At 62.3% G+C, this 14,219-nt stretch carries 15 protein-coding genes; 5 read left to right on the forward strand and 10 right to left on the reverse strand.

What is annotated here, in order from left to right:
- Nucleotides 1–135 precede the first annotated feature (135 nt).
- From ACLI1L_RS11065 to ACLI1L_RS11085, 5 genes are read left to right on the forward strand one after another with little or no spacing between them, the layout of a single operon-like run.
- On the forward strand, nt 136–1,848 hold the full coding sequence (locus ACLI1L_RS11065; RefSeq protein ID WP_411707559.1) for a carbon starvation protein A: 1,713 nt from the start codon (nt 136–138) through the stop codon (nt 1,846–1,848).
- The gene (locus ACLI1L_RS11070; RefSeq protein WP_049360422.1) at nt 1,832–2,089 is read left to right on the forward strand and encodes a cory-CC-star protein; all 258 of its coding nucleotides are present in this window, start codon (nt 1,832–1,834) and stop codon (nt 2,087–2,089) included. The genes ACLI1L_RS11065 and ACLI1L_RS11070 overlap by 17 nt, the downstream gene beginning before the upstream one ends.
- The gene (locus ACLI1L_RS11075; protein ID WP_411707560.1) at nt 2,080–3,021 is read left to right on the forward strand and encodes an ArsA family ATPase; all 942 of its coding nucleotides are present in this window, start codon (nt 2,080–2,082) and stop codon (nt 3,019–3,021) included. Before ACLI1L_RS11070 ends, ACLI1L_RS11075 begins: the two co-directional genes overlap by 10 nt.
- A gap of 51 nt (nt 3,022–3,072) precedes the next feature.
- Entirely contained in the window at nt 3,073–4,371 is a 1,299-nt protein-coding gene (locus ACLI1L_RS11080) for an aminopeptidase C (RefSeq protein ID WP_411707561.1), read from the forward strand.
- Between the two features lie 13 nt (nt 4,372–4,384).
- The gene (locus ACLI1L_RS11085; RefSeq protein WP_411707562.1) at nt 4,385–5,686 is read left to right on the forward strand and encodes an aminopeptidase C; all 1,302 of its coding nucleotides are present in this window, start codon (nt 4,385–4,387) and stop codon (nt 5,684–5,686) included.
- Here the strand turns inward: ACLI1L_RS11085 and ACLI1L_RS11090 are convergent.
- The 10 genes from ACLI1L_RS11090 to ftsH are packed head-to-tail and all read right to left on the reverse strand — an operon-like array spanning nt 5,683 to nt 14,209.
- On the reverse strand, nt 5,683–6,303 hold the full coding sequence (locus tag ACLI1L_RS11090; protein ID WP_411707563.1) for a GNAT family N-acetyltransferase: 621 nt from the start codon (nt 6,301–6,303) through the stop codon (nt 5,683–5,685). The two genes, ACLI1L_RS11085 and ACLI1L_RS11090, sit on opposite strands and share 4 nt — an antisense overlap.
- Nucleotides 6,303–7,205 carry a pantoate--beta-alanine ligase gene (locus ACLI1L_RS11095; protein WP_411707564.1) on the reverse strand — a complete coding sequence of 301 codons (903 nt, stop codon included), beginning with the start codon at nt 7,203–7,205 and terminating at the stop codon, nt 6,303–6,305. Before ACLI1L_RS11095 ends, ACLI1L_RS11090 begins: the two co-directional genes overlap by 1 nt.
- Nucleotides 7,202–7,876 (reverse strand): hypothetical protein, encoded by a 675-nt coding sequence (locus ACLI1L_RS11100; protein WP_411707565.1) that lies wholly within the window; start codon nt 7,874–7,876, stop codon nt 7,202–7,204. Before ACLI1L_RS11100 ends, ACLI1L_RS11095 begins: the two co-directional genes overlap by 4 nt.
- Nucleotides 7,877–8,911 (reverse strand): DUF6779 domain-containing protein, encoded by a 1,035-nt coding sequence (locus tag ACLI1L_RS11105; RefSeq protein WP_394286542.1) that lies wholly within the window; start codon nt 8,909–8,911, stop codon nt 7,877–7,879.
- A gap of 5 nt (nt 8,912–8,916) precedes the next feature.
- Nucleotides 8,917–9,390 carry a DUF3180 domain-containing protein gene (locus ACLI1L_RS11110; protein ID WP_408910203.1) on the reverse strand — a complete coding sequence of 158 codons (474 nt, stop codon included), beginning with the start codon at nt 9,388–9,390 and terminating at the stop codon, nt 8,917–8,919.
- Nucleotides 9,387–9,872, reverse strand: coding sequence for a 2-amino-4-hydroxy-6-hydroxymethyldihydropteridine diphosphokinase (gene folK, locus ACLI1L_RS11115; RefSeq protein WP_411707566.1), 486 nt, complete (start codon nt 9,870–9,872; stop codon nt 9,387–9,389). Before folK ends, ACLI1L_RS11110 begins: the two co-directional genes overlap by 4 nt.
- The gene (gene folB, locus ACLI1L_RS11120; protein WP_411707567.1) at nt 9,872–10,252 is read right to left on the reverse strand and encodes a dihydroneopterin aldolase; all 381 of its coding nucleotides are present in this window, start codon (nt 10,250–10,252) and stop codon (nt 9,872–9,874) included. Before folB ends, folK begins: the two co-directional genes overlap by 1 nt.
- A 3-nt stretch (nt 10,253–10,255) precedes the next feature.
- Nucleotides 10,256–11,218 (reverse strand): dihydropteroate synthase, encoded by a 963-nt coding sequence (folP, locus tag ACLI1L_RS11125; RefSeq protein ID WP_411707568.1) that lies wholly within the window; start codon nt 11,216–11,218, stop codon nt 10,256–10,258.
- Between the two features lie 40 nt (nt 11,219–11,258).
- Complete coding sequence (folE, locus tag ACLI1L_RS11130; protein ID WP_411707569.1) at nt 11,259–11,852, reverse strand: GTP cyclohydrolase I FolE; 594 nt, start codon at nt 11,850–11,852, stop codon at nt 11,259–11,261.
- Nucleotides 11,852–14,209 carry an ATP-dependent zinc metalloprotease FtsH gene (gene ftsH / locus ACLI1L_RS11135; RefSeq protein WP_411707570.1) on the reverse strand — a complete coding sequence of 786 codons (2,358 nt, stop codon included), beginning with the start codon at nt 14,207–14,209 and terminating at the stop codon, nt 11,852–11,854. The genes folE and ftsH overlap by 1 nt, the downstream gene beginning before the upstream one ends.
- Between the last annotated feature and the right edge of the window lie 10 nt (nt 14,210–14,219).

The raw sequence follows: 14,219 nt of genomic DNA on the forward strand, positions 1-14,219 counted from the left end.
AAAAGTCTCCGGGCGCACTTCAAATATAAATCCACCCATCGGTCCCCCCCCACAGGCAAATGCATATGTGAGTTATGGCATACTACTCGCACGTGTGATGCACGCCACCTGCCCGTCTATGAGGAGACACACACTATGAACTCTCTTGTCCTCGCCATCATCGGTATCGCGATGATGGTCGCCGGCTATCTGCTCTACTCCAAATTCCTAGGGCAAAGAATTTTCCGGCTATCCCCGAATTACTCCACCCCGGCCCACACCATGGAAGACGGCGTGGATTATGTCCCGACCAATAAATACGTCCTGTGGGGACACCACTTCACTTCCGTAGCGGGTGCAGCACCGATCATCGGTCCTGCCGTAGCGGTCATTTGGGGCTGGGTACCGGCATTTCTCTGGGTCACCATCGGCACCATCTTCTTCGCAGGTTTGCACGATCTCGGCGCTCTGTGGGCCTCCCAACGCCACAAGGGCCAATCCATTGGTACCTTGTCTGGGCGCTATATTGGCAAGCGCGGGCGCAACCTCTTCCTCATCGTCATTTTCCTGTTGCTTTTGATGGTGAATACTGCCTTCGCAGTGGTCATCTCCAACCTGTTGGTATCCACTCCCACGGCCGTCATTCCCACGTGGGGCGCCATCGCCGTCGCGCTGCTTATCGGCCAGGCCATCTACCGCCTGAAGTGGAACCTACCGCTGGTATCTATCGTGGGTGTGGTCGCGCTCTACGCGCTGATGATTATCGGCGACCGCGTGCCCGTGGTCTTGCCAGATACCGTCCTGGGGATTCCCGCCAATGGCGTGTGGATCATCTTGTTATTCATCTACGCCTTCATCGCTTCGATGCTGCCAGTATGGGTGTTGCTGCAGCCACGTGATTACATCAACGGCCTGCAGCTTTTCGTAGGTTTGGCCATCTTGTACGGGTCTTTCCTTATCACTCGGCCCTCGATTATGGCGCCAGCGTTGCGCGATAACGTACCAGACGGCACCCCGAGCATCTTCCCGCTACTCTTTGTCACCATCGCCTGCGGCGCCGTCTCCGGATTCCACGGCGTGGTGGCCTCCGGTACCTCTTCCAAGCAGGTGGATAAAGAAACCGACGTGCGCTTTGTGGGCTATTTCGGCGCCGTGGGCGAGGGCCTGCTCGCACTGGGTACCATCATCGCTACCACCGCCGGCTTCAAGACCGCCACGCAGTGGGAAGAAATCTACTCCGAGTGGAACGCCGGCGGCGTGGACGCCTTTGTGCAAGGCGGCGGCGCGCTCATGAATGAGGGCTTGGGTATTCCTACCTCCCTTTCCGGCACCATCTTGGCCACCATGGCCGTGCTTTTTGCGGCCACCACTATGGACTCGGGCGTGCGCCTGCAGCGTTTGGTGGTCCAAGAAATCGGCGACATCATAGGCGTACGCATCAAGGCTTTGGCCGCCACCGTCATTGCGGTGGGCTTGGCCTTTGGGCTGACCTTCTCCGCCGGCGTAGACGGCTCGGGCGGCATGACCATCTGGCCGCTATTCGGCACCACCAACCAGCTCATGGCAGGACTCTCCTTGGCCATCGTGGTAGTCATCCTCACCCACCTACGTCGGCCGACGTGGCCAGTGGTCATCCCGCTCATCTTCGTTACCGCCATGTCCCTGTGGGCCGCGCTCCTGCAGCTAAAGTCGCTATTTACTAGCCAGAACTGGCTGCTGTTCTGCATGGACGCCATCATCGTGGTGGCCACCATCTGGGTCATTGTGGAGGCCGTCGGTGCCATCTCTCGTGCCCGCAAGGAGGCCCCACTGGAGTGGTCCGATGCTGATCTTAACGCCCCACTGCCCGAGCATGCTCGACAAGCTTAGAGCGTTCGGGGCTGGTCTCAATGAGTTCTACCAGGCCCCGTACCGCGCCAGCTTTGCCAAAGCCCAGCAGCAGGAAGACGATCTCTTCATGATGCTGGTGGCCTCGGAGGCCTTGGGCATTCCCAACCCGGCCAGTTACTACACCCTGGAGCTTTTGCCGTTGGTCTACGAGGATTTCCACGCCTGGCATACGCGCATGGGAATGGAAAGATCCCCGCTGGAGAATATTCAATGTTGTTAGAGACCGCCCCCATCATGTTCTTTGGCGGCAAGGGCGGGGTGGGCAAGACCACCTTGGCCACCGCCACCGCGCTGCGCCTGTCCCGCGATCACCGCGTCTGCTTGGTCTCTACGGACCCAGCGCACAACCTGGGACACATCTTTGGCACCGCGCTTGGCGATGCCCCCGTGGCCCTCACCCCTTCCCTCTCCGCCATCGAGATCGACCCGGCGCGCGCCACAGAACAACATCTTGCGCAGGTGGGTTCTGCGATGCGCCGTTTCATGCCCGAGCATCTGCACGGCGAGGTCACAAAGCACCTGGACTTGGCCCAGCAATCGCCCGGCACGCAGGAGGCAGCACTATTGGAGCGTATCGCGGCGCTCGTCGGCCAAGAGTCCGACGTCGATTACCTCATCTTCGATACCGCTCCATCCGGGCATACCTCGCGGCTGATGGCCTTGCCAGAAATCATGGCCGCCTATACCGATGGCTTACTTTCCCGGCGCGAAAAATCCGATAAATTCGGCTCGCTAGTACGCGGAATGTCGCCCGGAAACAGCGCGGATAATGACCCCGTGGACCGGCGCAATCAGGAAATTCGCGCCACTCTTTTCCAGCGGCGCGAGCGCTTTTCCCAGTTACGCGCGGCGCTGACTTCACCGCGCACGGTCTTCCATATTGTCCTTAACGCCGAGCGCCTGCCCGTACTCGAGTCAGCCGAGTTCCACGCGGACCTCACCGGAAATGGTGTGCACGTGGGGTCCATGCTGGTTAACCGCCGTACCCCTGCCAATCAGGGAGAATTCCTCGCCGCCCGCCGCGCGGCCGAAGATGAGGCACTCGCACTTCTGCGCGCCGAGCTCCCACAGACCCCAGTGCGCGAGGTTCCGTGGCTGCCAGAGGAAGTGGGGACTCCGGGGGCCGTCGAAAAGCTGGCGGAATTTCTCTAGCTCTTCCCCCAACCAGCCCCATCAGGATTTCTAGTCTGCTAAAACCGAAATATGACTTTGCTCACCAACGAATACCTATCCCACTTGCGCGAGGAGGCCGCGGCCGATTCTGGGCTGCGCATCGCCCGCAACGCCATCACCAATGTCGGGGCGGCGAAAGCGGCCCTAGACCGCGACCTTATTACGGCCCTCTACCCCACCACCGAGGTCAAGCTGGATAGCTTGGAGGTAACGGATCAAAAGCGCTCCGGCCGCTGCTGGATGTTCGCCGCGTTAAACGTCTTCCGCCACCGCGCTGCTCAGGAACTCAACGTAGATAATTTCGAGTTTTCCTTCACCTACCTGCAGTATTTTGACAAGCTGGAGCGGGCCAACCTGGTTCTCAACCAGCTGCTGGATAAAAAGGACGCTGGTTGGGATGAGCGCACCGTGGCCGCAGTGCTCGACCACGCCGGGGCCGATGGCGGCTGGTGGTGCTTCTTTAGCAACCTGGTGGCCAAGTACGGCGTGGTACCTGCCGAGGTCATGCCGGAGGTCCGCTCGTCTGGACATACCGCGGAAATGAACCGCGATCTCGCCACGGTGGTGCGCCGCGCCGCCGCACAAGACGGTCCGCGCGAAGAGGTCCTCGCCCAAGCGCACAAGGATATCCACCGCATCCTGGCCATCCACCTGGGCACCCCGCCCGAGGAATTTACCTGGGCGTATCGCACGAAGGACGAGCAATTCGTGCGCCTGCACTCCACCCCGCGCGAGTTTGCCAAGAAATACCTGCCCCACCTCAACGAGTTCGTGGTGCTGGCCGATGACCCCCGTTCCACAAACCCCAGGCATCGCGTATTTAGCAGCGCCGATGAAAGCAATGTGCTGGGTGGTGCACCGCAAGAGTACTTAAACGTCACCGTGGAAGAGCTCAAGGAGACCGCCAAGCGCAGCCTAGCCGCCGGCGAGCCGGTGTGGTTTAGCTGCGATGTCAACCGCCAATTCTCTTTCCTCAACGGCGTGTGGGACGAAGGGCTAGTGGATACCGATGGCCTCTACGGCATCGATTCCACCATGACTAAGGAGGAGCGTTTTACCTCCGGCGAGACCGCACCTACCCACGCGATGGCGCTCACCGGTGTGGATGGAGACCGAGCTTGGCGCGTGGAGAACTCTTGGGGCTCCAAGCCACCACGCAAGGAAGACGGCGAGGAGGTGCCGGGCAAGGGTTTTGCCACCATGTCCGATGCCTGGTTTGACCACAACGTCTTCCACATCGCCGTGCGCAAGGAGCACCTGAGCGATGAGCTTTCTCAGGCGCTAGATACCGAACCGATTGAGCTTCCCCTCTGGGACCGGATGAACTAAGGAGAATCGAGAAATGACCGAGATTAACCCGAACGAGGTTCATGCCGCCAATGCTGAGCTCGCCAGCGATGCCGCGCTGCGCTTGGTACGCAATGGGGTGGCTCAGGAAGGCGTCGATAAGCTCAGCCTCGACCGCGAGGTACTGCGCACCCTTAACCGGGTGACCAGCCATAAGCTAGATTCCTGGGGCGTGGCCGACCAGAAGGCTTCGGGCCGCTGCTGGATTTTCGCCGGCCTGAATTCCCTTCGCGGTGGGCTGATGGAAAAGGCCAAACTCAAAGATTTTGAGCTTTCCCAGACCTATATTTACTTCTTTGACAAGCTCGAGAAGGCCAACTGGTTCCTCACTGCGATGGCTGAGCTGAAGGACCGCGATCTTACGGACCGCACCGTAACCAAGCTCATGGATGATCCGATCGATGACGGCGGCCAGTGGTCCATGTTTGTCGCACTGGTGGAAAAATACGGTGTAGTGCCGCAGTACGCCATGCCGGAAACAGCGTCCTCCGAGGCCACGGCGATGCTCAACCGTAACCTACAGACCGTGCTGCGCCGCGCCGCGCACCGGATCCGCAGCGGCGAAGAGGGCGCGCACAAGCAGGCGCTTGCCGACGTCTACCGTATCCTCACCGCCAACCTAGGCCTGCCTCCCGAGGACTTTGTCTGGCAGTATCGCGATAAGGACGATGAATTCCACCGCGCAGGGACCTTTACCCCGCAGGAGTTTGCCAAGGAATACCTGCCCGCAGACCTCAGCGAATACGTGTGTGTGGTCAATGATCCCCGCAATTCCTACGGCAAGCTCTACACCGTGGACTACCTGGGAAACGTGGTGGGCAAGCGCGTGACCTACCTCAACGCCCCAATCGAGGTGCTGCGCGATGCCGCACGAGCCTCCATCGAAAATGGTCAGCCGGTATGGTTCGGCTGCGATACCGACCAGCAATCCGATGATGAGCACGGCGTGTGGGCCAAGCACCTGCACGATTATGCGGCTTTCTACGGCGTCGAGATGGGCCTGGATAAGGCACAGCGCCTGCGCCTACACGAATCCCTGATGACTCACGCGATGGTCTTTACCGGCGCCGATATCGCCGAAGGCGGCGCTGTACAAAGCTGGCGCGTGGAGAATTCCTGGGGCCCAAAGAAGGCCGATAAGGGCTTTTGGACCATGGCGGATGACTGGTTCGATGAGTTTGTCTTCGAAATTGCCGTGCACCCCTCCCGCCTGCCGGAGCAATACCAAGCGGCGCTACAGTCTGAGTCCGTGACCACCCTGCCGGCCTGGGACCCGATGGGAGCGCTGGCGCGCTAGGCCTGCGGTGCGCCCAAGCGGCGCACATAGAGCATGCATACCAAGTCGCGGTCCTCGTTGACCGCGATGGTGCGCTCACCTACCTGGCTAAAGCCGCGGGCGTCATAGAACTGATAAGTGCAGCCGTCATCGGTAAACAGGTAGACATTCTTTCCCTCGTGGCGGGATTCGAAGGCCTCAAGCAGTGCCGTTCCCACGCCGCTCACGCCGGAGTTAGGGTCGGCGACGAGGAAACCGATCTCGCCATCAATGGGATGCTCGCCTAGGTACTTGAGCAGCATGTCCTTATTGGCGGCATCATAGTCATCGCGGTGCCCGCCGGGGCGTAGGTTATTGAATATCTCCACCGCGTGGACATAAGCCTTGCGCCACCATGGATACGGCAACGCAGGCTTGCCCTTCATGGAGGCCAAAAGCACACCCAGGAAGCGGTCACCATCATAAGCGGCCAGGATATCGGTGGCCTTGGCGCGCTCTAAATCCCAAAAATAGCGACCGTAGGCGCGCTCGAAGCGGGGATTTTTCACAAACCAGTGCAGATGCATGCCTTCAATGGCAAAGGAAATGGCCTGGGGTTCATCGCGCGGGTCTAAGTCGCGGATCTGGATATCGGTCATTAGTCCTCCGATAGCTGTTGGGAAGCGGCATCTTGTACGCGCTGGTGCTCACGTTGCTGCTCGCGCTCAAGCTCGGCCTTGGCTTCGTGTTCTTCGATGTTATTAAAGCCTATGCCCAGCGGCAGGCCCACATTATCGATGAGCCGGACACCGCCGATTGTCGCGGCAACGAGCAAGCGGGCATCACCCTCCTCGGGAGGGGTTCCTAAATCTCGGCCGCGGACTTCGAGATACTCGGGCTCAACACCCGCTGCGTGCAGCACCTCCGCGGCGACCTCACGGACCTTCTGCGCACCGGCCTCGGCGGCGTGCGCGCCAGCGGTGAGCGCGGCGGATAGTGCCGCAGCCTGCTCACGGGATTCGGCCGGCACGTGGGTATTGCGCAGGCTCATCACCACGCCGTCGGGCATGCGCACAGCGGGTACGCCTTGCACACGGACTCCTAGGTGGAAGTCTTGGACCGCGTGGTGGATGGCAAGAAGAAGCTCGTAGTCCTTCTCGCCTAAAAGGACGGCGGTTGGCGCAAGCGCCAAAATGAGCGCAAGGTATAGCGAGAGCTCCTCGCTAAGGTCCGGCTCGAGAGCAGTCGCGGCGTCGGCCGGTGCTACGGCAATGCGGCGCCCGTGTGGCCACAAGGACTCGGGCGAGTACTCCCACACGATGTCCACTCCTTCGGCCCGCAGAAGCTCAAGGTCCTCCTTCTGCGGGGACTGCAGGGCCACGACGGTAACGGCGCCCCGGATGCGCTTCGCCGCGCGCACCAGCGCGATATGACCGGCGTGCACACCGGTAGTCAGCGGCACGAAGGCGACCGGCCGGCCAGTCTTGTGAAAAGCACTACCGACCATGCGGATGCGCTCAATATCGTTGATGACGGTAGCGTTTCCCAGCTCCAGGCTCATCGGCTCTCCTCTTGTAGGGCCCACATTTCTAGCTCTTCGCGGCCGTCCACCTCGCCTAAGCGGCGGGCAACTTCCACGTAGCTGCGTCGCAGTCCGGGGTCGGTGGCGCCGCGGTAGGCGGCAATAATTTCTTCGGTGTCCATGTCCTCACCCACCAGGGGTGGCTCTTCTGAGGGCGAGAGGAAATGGGCATCAACCGCCGCAGAGATATGCAAGCGCCGCAGCATTTCGGCGTAGTAGGCGCGGGCAGCGAAGGGGGCACGCTCGGCGTCGGAAAGCGCTACGGTCTCTGCGTAAAACTCGGCGATATTAAGTTCCACCACGGTCTCGCCCAACTCATCCAGGGTGGTCACCGCCCAGCGCTTCAGCGTAAATGGGGCGAGCGCCGCGACAACGCAGCCGCGAGTTTCCAGCGGATCCAATACCTGCACCCCACGTGAAAGGCAGGTGTGGAAGACAATTAGTCCGCGATGGACGTGTGGCTCTAGCAACTCCACGGTAGCTTCCAGACGGGCATCGCCTACAGCGATAATCAGTGCCTCAAAAGAGGAAAGCTCGGCTGGATCCGAGAGCATCTGCACCTCATGGCCGGCGCGTTCCATAGCATTGGCCAAGGTAAAACCGGCCAAGCTACGGCCAAAGAGGGCTACCCGCATGCGTGGCGGGCGCATTTATTTGTCCTTCTTTTTCGCTTGGGCTAAAAGCTCGGCCACAGACACTGCGCCTTCGCGCTTATCGTCGCTGCGGCGGCGGCCACGCGAATCCGGCTCCTCAGCAGCCGCGCGATGATGCGAGCGGGCCGCCTTCTGGCGTACTGGCTCGGACTTTTCTGGGGCCACGTGCTGGCCGGAGCCCGGGTACTCCGCGCGCTCATCGCGCTGCGATGCCGGCTGCTGCGGGATGTCCTGGGTCTCGTCATTGGCCGTGGTCGCAACCTCCGGCTTACGGTGGCTGCCGTGGTGCTCGCTGGAGGCGGAAGCGTGGGTGGTCTTCAGGGAGTCATCGCCACCGGTATCCCAGCGCACGGCCTGGAAACCGCCGGTATTAAAGGTAGAGGCGCCAGAAGACTTGCCGGAGGTACGCTGCGCGCGGGTCTTTTCGCTAATGATGTCATTGAGTGGGTTGGACTCGGCATGCGCCGCGGAAGGCTGGTTCCCCAGGCGGCCGGCGATAGCATCGGCGGACGGGGCGCCGGAAGAAGACTGGGTGAAGTCCACGTTGCCTTCCTCCGCATCCGGGCGCGCGGCGGCTGCGGTCTGGGCCTCCAGCTGCATGATGCGGCGGGCTTCTGCGTGCAGGGCGGCCGGCTCATAGGTGAAGTCGTGGCCAGAGAGATCCTCAATCTGCTTGCGGATAGAGGCTAGCTCGGTGCGGATCTCATCGAGCAGCTCCTGGTCCGGTAGGGGCTGGCCATCGGTGGCGCGCGCTTGCTTGAGCTCAGCGCGGTGGGCGCGCTCCTGCAGTTCTAGCTTGGTCACGGATTCTTCGGCCTGGCGGCGGTAGCGCATCACCAGGAAGAAGCCGAGCACAGCGGCCCACAAGGCGGCGATGAGCGCAATCTTCAGCGCCGCGGCAGAGCCGGAAATCAGCATGACGATGCTAGCTAGGACGGCCAGCACCACGAGGACGATGAGTCCGATCTGGCCCAGATCCGGCTTGGACGTCTTGGTGGAAGTACTGTGAGAAGAAGAGCGCGGCTCAGTCATGCTCACTAATGTACCGTTTGTACCCCATCTGGTGGGGGCGGGGTCTCACAGTGTCGCTCCAGCCGCAGGCCAGCAGCGGACATGGCAAGGCCACCGAGCGCCGAAGCAATGACCCCCACCAGGTCATCGGAGGCGGCCGCAAGCGTGCCGGCGTTGGGGATAACGTAGACGGCCACGCCTGCATAGATTCCCCCCACGATGGCTCCGGTCCACGCCGAGGCCTTTCCCACCAGCATGAACTGCGTGATGGTCATGGGGTTGAGCTGCGAATTATCTAGGCCGATGCCATGCTCGTCCTCGGTTGCTTGATCGACCTTCCAGGTCAGCGCCACGCAGATGACCGCCATGAGCCACAGCGTGGCCGAAACCGTCACTGGGATGTGCAGCATGGAGCCATAAAAGCGCGTAGTGAGGATGGCCGCGGCGGCGGCAAAGAAGACCCCGGTGCCAATGAGGGCACCCAACGAGGTCCGTTTCATAGCTCCTCCATCATGCCCAGCCGGCGAATATCGGCGCGCTCCTGCGGGTCCAGTGCTGCTACCCGCTTGGCGACGCCCTCCCCACTCAACCTAGCACCACCATCGGCCGCCAACCACGGAATCAGTACAAAGGCGCGCTCGTGGGCATAAGGATGCGGGACGGTGAGCTCCGGGTCATCGGAGGTGTATCCCTCGATGTCCACGATGTCTACGTCTAACGTGCGCGGGCCCCAGTGGCGCACCCGCACCCGCTCCGCGGCCTCTTCGAGCCTCTGCCCGCGGCGCAGCAGTTCCTTGGGTGACTCGTCCACATCCACAATGAGCACGGCATTAAGGAATTCATCCTGGTCCTTTACTCCCCACGGCGGGGTGGCATAGACCGGCGAGGCGGCGACAATGTCGCCGGCGAATTCGTCGAATACCGTGCGCAATAGCTCCACGCGGTCATCCATATTGGATCCGATGGACAGCACCGCGCGCATTAGAGCGTCCTCGCGTGCTTGCGGGAGCGGCGGGCGACTACCGCAACGTCAGCAAAAGTGCGCGGAATCGGGGCCTTCGGCTTATGGAGCGTGACCTCGACGGCGTGCAGGCCCTCGAAGGTAGCCATGATGGTATCGGCCACCTCGCTAGCGACGGTCTCGATGAGGTCGCGGGCGGGGCCTTCGATGATATTTGCGGCGACGTCGGCAAGCTCGGCGTAATTGATGGTCTTGGTCAGATCATCGGTGGCGGCGGCCTCGGCGAACTCGGACCAGCAGGTGATATCCACGATGAAAGGCTGGCCCGTACGCTTTTCTTCTTCGAAGACGCCGTGGTAGCCAAAGCATTCTAGGCCGGTGAGCTCGATGCGGTCTGCCATGTTTTACTCCTCAGGGTTGCGCGGTAGGGCGGTGGATTTCATGGTTCCATTGCCATCAGCGCCATTGCTATAGCTGCCGCTGGCATTGGCCCCGCCCTTGTAGCCATCGCCGGCGTTCCAAGCCGCGGCCACATCGACGGCGTCGCGGGAGACGGCGACCTCGTGCACGCGCACGCCCCACGCGCCCATCTGGGCGGAAATGGCGGTCACGGCCGCAGTCGCGGGATCGGCCAGCAGCGGGCTGGATTCCACGCCACGGTCCTCACGGATGGCGGCGAGGAAGCGCTTGCGCGAGGCTCCCACCAGCATGGGGAATTCGGCGTCGAGGAACTCCGGCAGGGCCTTGAGCAGCGCCCAGTTATCCTGCGGGGTCTTAGCAAAGCCCAGGCCCGGATCGAGCACGATATTATCGCGGTGCACGCCGGCCGCCAGCGCGTTATTCGCCAGGCGCTCGAGGGTCTCATGCACATCGCGCACCACATCGCCGCCGTGGTCGGCGCTACCGGCCGCGGAGCCAAAAGCGCCTTCCTGCAGCGTGCGCCAGTGCATCAGGCACACGGGTACGCCGGCCTCTGCCATCGCGCGATACATCTCCGGATCAGCCAGGCCACCGGAGACGTCATTAATCATGTCCACCCCGGCCGCTGCCGCGGCGCGGGCCACCGAAGCGCGCATGGTATCCACGGAGGTGCGGATGCCCAGCTCGCTCAGCGCCTTGATGACGGGAACCACGCGGCGCTTTTCGACGTCCGCCTCTACCCGCACCGCACCCGGCCGGGTGGACTCACCACCGACGTCAATCATGTCAGCGCCCTGCGCCACGAGTTCGCGGGCGTGATTGATGGCAGCATCGACGTCCAACCACTTACCGCCATCGGAGAAGGAATCCTCCGTGACGTTGACGATGCCCATCACCAGCGTGCGGTTGGCGATGCTCAGATCTGAGACCGAGGTTGCCTGCTGCATGGCGTGCTCCTTCTCGCTTTCGTGGTGAACCGGGGTGTACTTAGCTGCGAATCAGGCTGAGCACCTCGGCGCGGGAGGCGGCATTGTTCTTGAAGCCGCCGCGCACCGCGGAGGTGGTCGTCGTCGCACCCGGCTTGCGGATGCCGCGCATGGCCATGCACAAGTGCTCGCACTCAATGACCACAATGACGGACTGCGCACCGAGGACCTCCACCAAGGCGTCCGCTACCTGCTGGGTGAGGCGCTCTTGGACCTGGGGACGCTTGGCGTACATATCCGCCAGGCGAGCAAGCTTGCTCAAACCGGTAACGTGGCCGTCCTTGCCCGGGATGTAGCCAATATGCGCCACGCCGTAGAACGGCACTAGGTGGTGCTCGCAGGTGGAATAAATGGGGATATCGCGCACCAGAACCAGTTCTTGGTGGTCCTCAGCGAAGGTCTTGTGCAGGACCTCGGTCGGGTCCTCGTGCAGTCCGGCGAAGACCTCGCGGTAGGCGCGGGCCACGCGGGCCGGGGTTTCGCGCAAGCCCTCGCGCTCAGGGTCCTCCCCTACCGCAAGGAGCAGCTCACGCACCGCTGCCTCCGCCCGGTCTTGGTCAAAGGCGGCGCGAGCGGGAATGTGATTATCAGGCATTAGTTATCTTCTTGCTTGTCGTCCTCGCGCGCATAGGGATTCTTGCGGCGATCCTTTTCGTCCCAGCCGGGGGTAAACCACTGGCTGGTCTCGGCATCGGCATCCGCGCCGGCATCCGGCTTGTGGTGCTTTCCGCCACCGGCAGCGGGGCGTGCGGCCGGACGGGCGGTTGGCTCGGAAGCCGGGGCAGACTGGGCGTCGCGGGACTGCCGGGTCGGCTGGGCCGACTGGGCCGACGAGGAGTTCGCGGATTTCTTCGCGGGACCGCTGCCCAGCTCGCGGGCGGTGTCCGAGTCGACGTAGTCGCCGGCGTGCTGGCCAAAGTTGAAGCCCACCTCACCCTTCGGCTCTTCGCCGGCGAGGCGGCGCTCGCGGGCGGCACGGGAGGCGTCGAGAAGCGTCATGCGCTTTGGCAGCTCCTCGCCGCGCTCCTTCGCCAGCTCGACCGGGGTCTTCACTGGGGCGTAGCCAATCTGACGCGGGAAGCGATCGTCCTCGCCTGGGAAGACGTCGAAGGCCTCGCGCGGCTCGATACCGTCGAAGATGCGCTCCAGGTCGGGGCGACGCAGGGTTTCCTTCTCCAGCAGGGCCTCGGCCAGCTTGTCCAGGTAGTAACGGTTATTGCGCAAGATGTCATAGGCCTGCTCGTGCGCGCGCTCGAGCAGGTAGCGCATCTGCTCATCAATCTTGGAAGCAACCTCATCGGAGTAATCGATGGAGCCGCCGCCACCCATCTGGCTGAAGGGATCGCCCTGCTCCTTGCCGTACTTTACGGTGCCGAGATCTGGGGAGAATCCGTACTCGGTGAGCATAGAACGAGCGATCTTGGTGGCGTTTTCAATATCGGAAGACGCACCGGTGGTCGGTGCACCGAAGACCAGTTCCTCGGCCGCGCGGCCGCCCATGGCAAAGACCAAGCGGGAGAAGAGCTCGTCGCGGGTGTACATGCCCTTGTCGTCTTCCTGGGAGGTCATGGCGTGGCCGCCGGTGCGGCCGCGGGCCAGGATGGTGACCTTGTACACGCGCTCAATATCCTTGAGTGCCCACGCGGAAAGCGTGTGTCCACCCTCGTGGTAAGCGGTGACCTTCTTCTCGTGCTCGGAGATGATCTTGCCCTGGCGGCGCGGGCCGCCCACGACGCGGTCGGTCGCCTCTTCCAAAGCGTCATAGGTAATGACGTTGCCGCCGATACGGGCGGTCAGCAATGCGGCCTCGTTGAGCACATTGGCCAGGTCCGCACCGGACATGCCGGCGGTGCGCTTGGCCAGCTGCGCTACGTCAACCTCTTCTGCCAGCGGCTTATTCTTCGCGTGCACGCGCAGGATCTGCTCGCGTCCGGCCAAGTCCGGGTTGGTGACCGGAATCTGGCGGTCGAAGCGGCCCGGGCGCAGCAGCGCCGGATCCAGGATGTCCGGGCGGTTGGTGGCGGCGATGAGGATTACGCCCTCGCGGTCACCAAAGCCGTCCATTTCTACCAGGAGCTGGTTGAGGGTCTGCTCGCGCTCATCGTGGCCGCCGCCGGTACCGGAACCGCGCTGGCGGCCCACGGCGTCAATCTCGTCCACGAAGATGATGCAGGGGCTATTTTCCTTCGCCTGCTTGAACAGGTCGCGCACGCGGGAGGCACCCACGCCGACGAACATCTCCACAAAGTCAGAACCGGAGATGGAATAGAACGGCACGCCGGCCTCGCCGGCCACGGCGCGGGCAAGCAAGGTCTTACCGGTACCCGGAGGGCCATAAAGCAGCACGCCGCGCGGGATCTTGGCGCCTAGGTCGTGGTAGCGGGTGGGGTCATCCAGGAAGTCCTTGATCTCTTGCAGCTCGTCCACGGCCTCGTCCGCGCCGGCCACGTCCTCGAAGGTATTGGTCGGCATATCCTTGGTCAGTTCCTTGGCCTTGGAACCACCGATGCCAAACATGCCACCAGCGCCCTGCTGCATGCGGGACATGAGCCAGAAGAGCACGCCGAAGAGGATGAGCATCGGCAGCAGCATGCTGAGCATGGAGCCCAAGAAGGATTCCTGCGTGACGTTGGTCTGGTACTTTTCGGCGCCGGAATCCTTGACTGCGTTAAAGACCTGCTCGGAGGCGCGGGCCGGGTACTTGGCCACGATCTCCTGCACGCCGTCGCGCTCGTCTACCGTGATTTCGTCCTTGAGCTTGATGCGCAGGCGCTGCTCGCGGTCATCGATTTCCACCTCATCGACGTTTTTGTCTTTGAGCTGGGTCAGCGCAACGGAGGTATCCGCTTGCACGTAGCCGCGGGCGTCGTTGCTAAAGAAGGTAAAAGCGTACAGCGCGATAAGGATGAGGGCCGCAATCCCGCCGTAGCGAAGAATCTTGTTGTTTTTCATTACTGCGCGA

Source organism: Corynebacterium sp. LaCa117 (genome assembly GCF_046717765.1).
GTDB lineage: Bacteria > Actinomycetota > Actinomycetes > Mycobacteriales > Mycobacteriaceae > Corynebacterium > Corynebacterium kefirresidentii.

Coding starts and splice junctions, on each gene's coding strand:
- ACLI1L_RS11080 (WP_411707561.1), top strand. CDS start 3,073: ATGACTTTGCTCACCAACGAATACCTATCCCACTTGCGCGAGGAGGCC.
- ACLI1L_RS11070 (WP_049360422.1), top strand. CDS start 1,832: ATGCTCGACAAGCTTAGAGCGTTCGGGGCTGGTCTCAATGAGTTCTAC.
- folK (WP_411707566.1), bottom strand. CDS start 9,872: ATGCGCGCGGTGCTGTCCATCGGATCCAATATGGATGACCGCGTGGAG.
- ACLI1L_RS11085 (WP_411707562.1), top strand. CDS start 4,385: ATGACCGAGATTAACCCGAACGAGGTTCATGCCGCCAATGCTGAGCTC.
- ACLI1L_RS11090 (WP_411707563.1), bottom strand. CDS start 6,303: ATGACCGATATCCAGATCCGCGACTTAGACCCGCGCGATGAACCCCAG.
- ACLI1L_RS11100 (WP_411707565.1), bottom strand. CDS start 7,876: ATGCGCCCGCCACGCATGCGGGTAGCCCTCTTTGGCCGTAGCTTGGCC.
- folE (WP_411707569.1), bottom strand. CDS start 11,852: ATGCCTGATAATCACATTCCCGCTCGCGCCGCCTTTGACCAAGACCGG.
- ACLI1L_RS11095 (WP_411707564.1), bottom strand. CDS start 7,205: ATGAGCCTGGAGCTGGGAAACGCTACCGTCATCAACGATATTGAGCGC.
- ACLI1L_RS11105 (WP_394286542.1), bottom strand. CDS start 8,911: ATGACTGAGCCGCGCTCTTCTTCTCACAGTACTTCCACCAAGACGTCC.
- ftsH (WP_411707570.1), bottom strand. CDS start 14,209: ATGAAAAACAACAAGATTCTTCGCTACGGCGGGATTGCGGCCCTCATC.
- ACLI1L_RS11065 (WP_411707559.1), top strand. CDS start 136: ATGAACTCTCTTGTCCTCGCCATCATCGGTATCGCGATGATGGTCGCC.
- ACLI1L_RS11110 (WP_408910203.1), bottom strand. CDS start 9,390: ATGAAACGGACCTCGTTGGGTGCCCTCATTGGCACCGGGGTCTTCTTT.
- folP (WP_411707568.1), bottom strand. CDS start 11,218: ATGCAGCAGGCAACCTCGGTCTCAGATCTGAGCATCGCCAACCGCACG.
- ACLI1L_RS11075 (WP_411707560.1), top strand. CDS start 2,080: ATGTTGTTAGAGACCGCCCCCATCATGTTCTTTGGCGGCAAGGGCGGG.
- folB (WP_411707567.1), bottom strand. CDS start 10,252: ATGGCAGACCGCATCGAGCTCACCGGCCTAGAATGCTTTGGCTACCAC.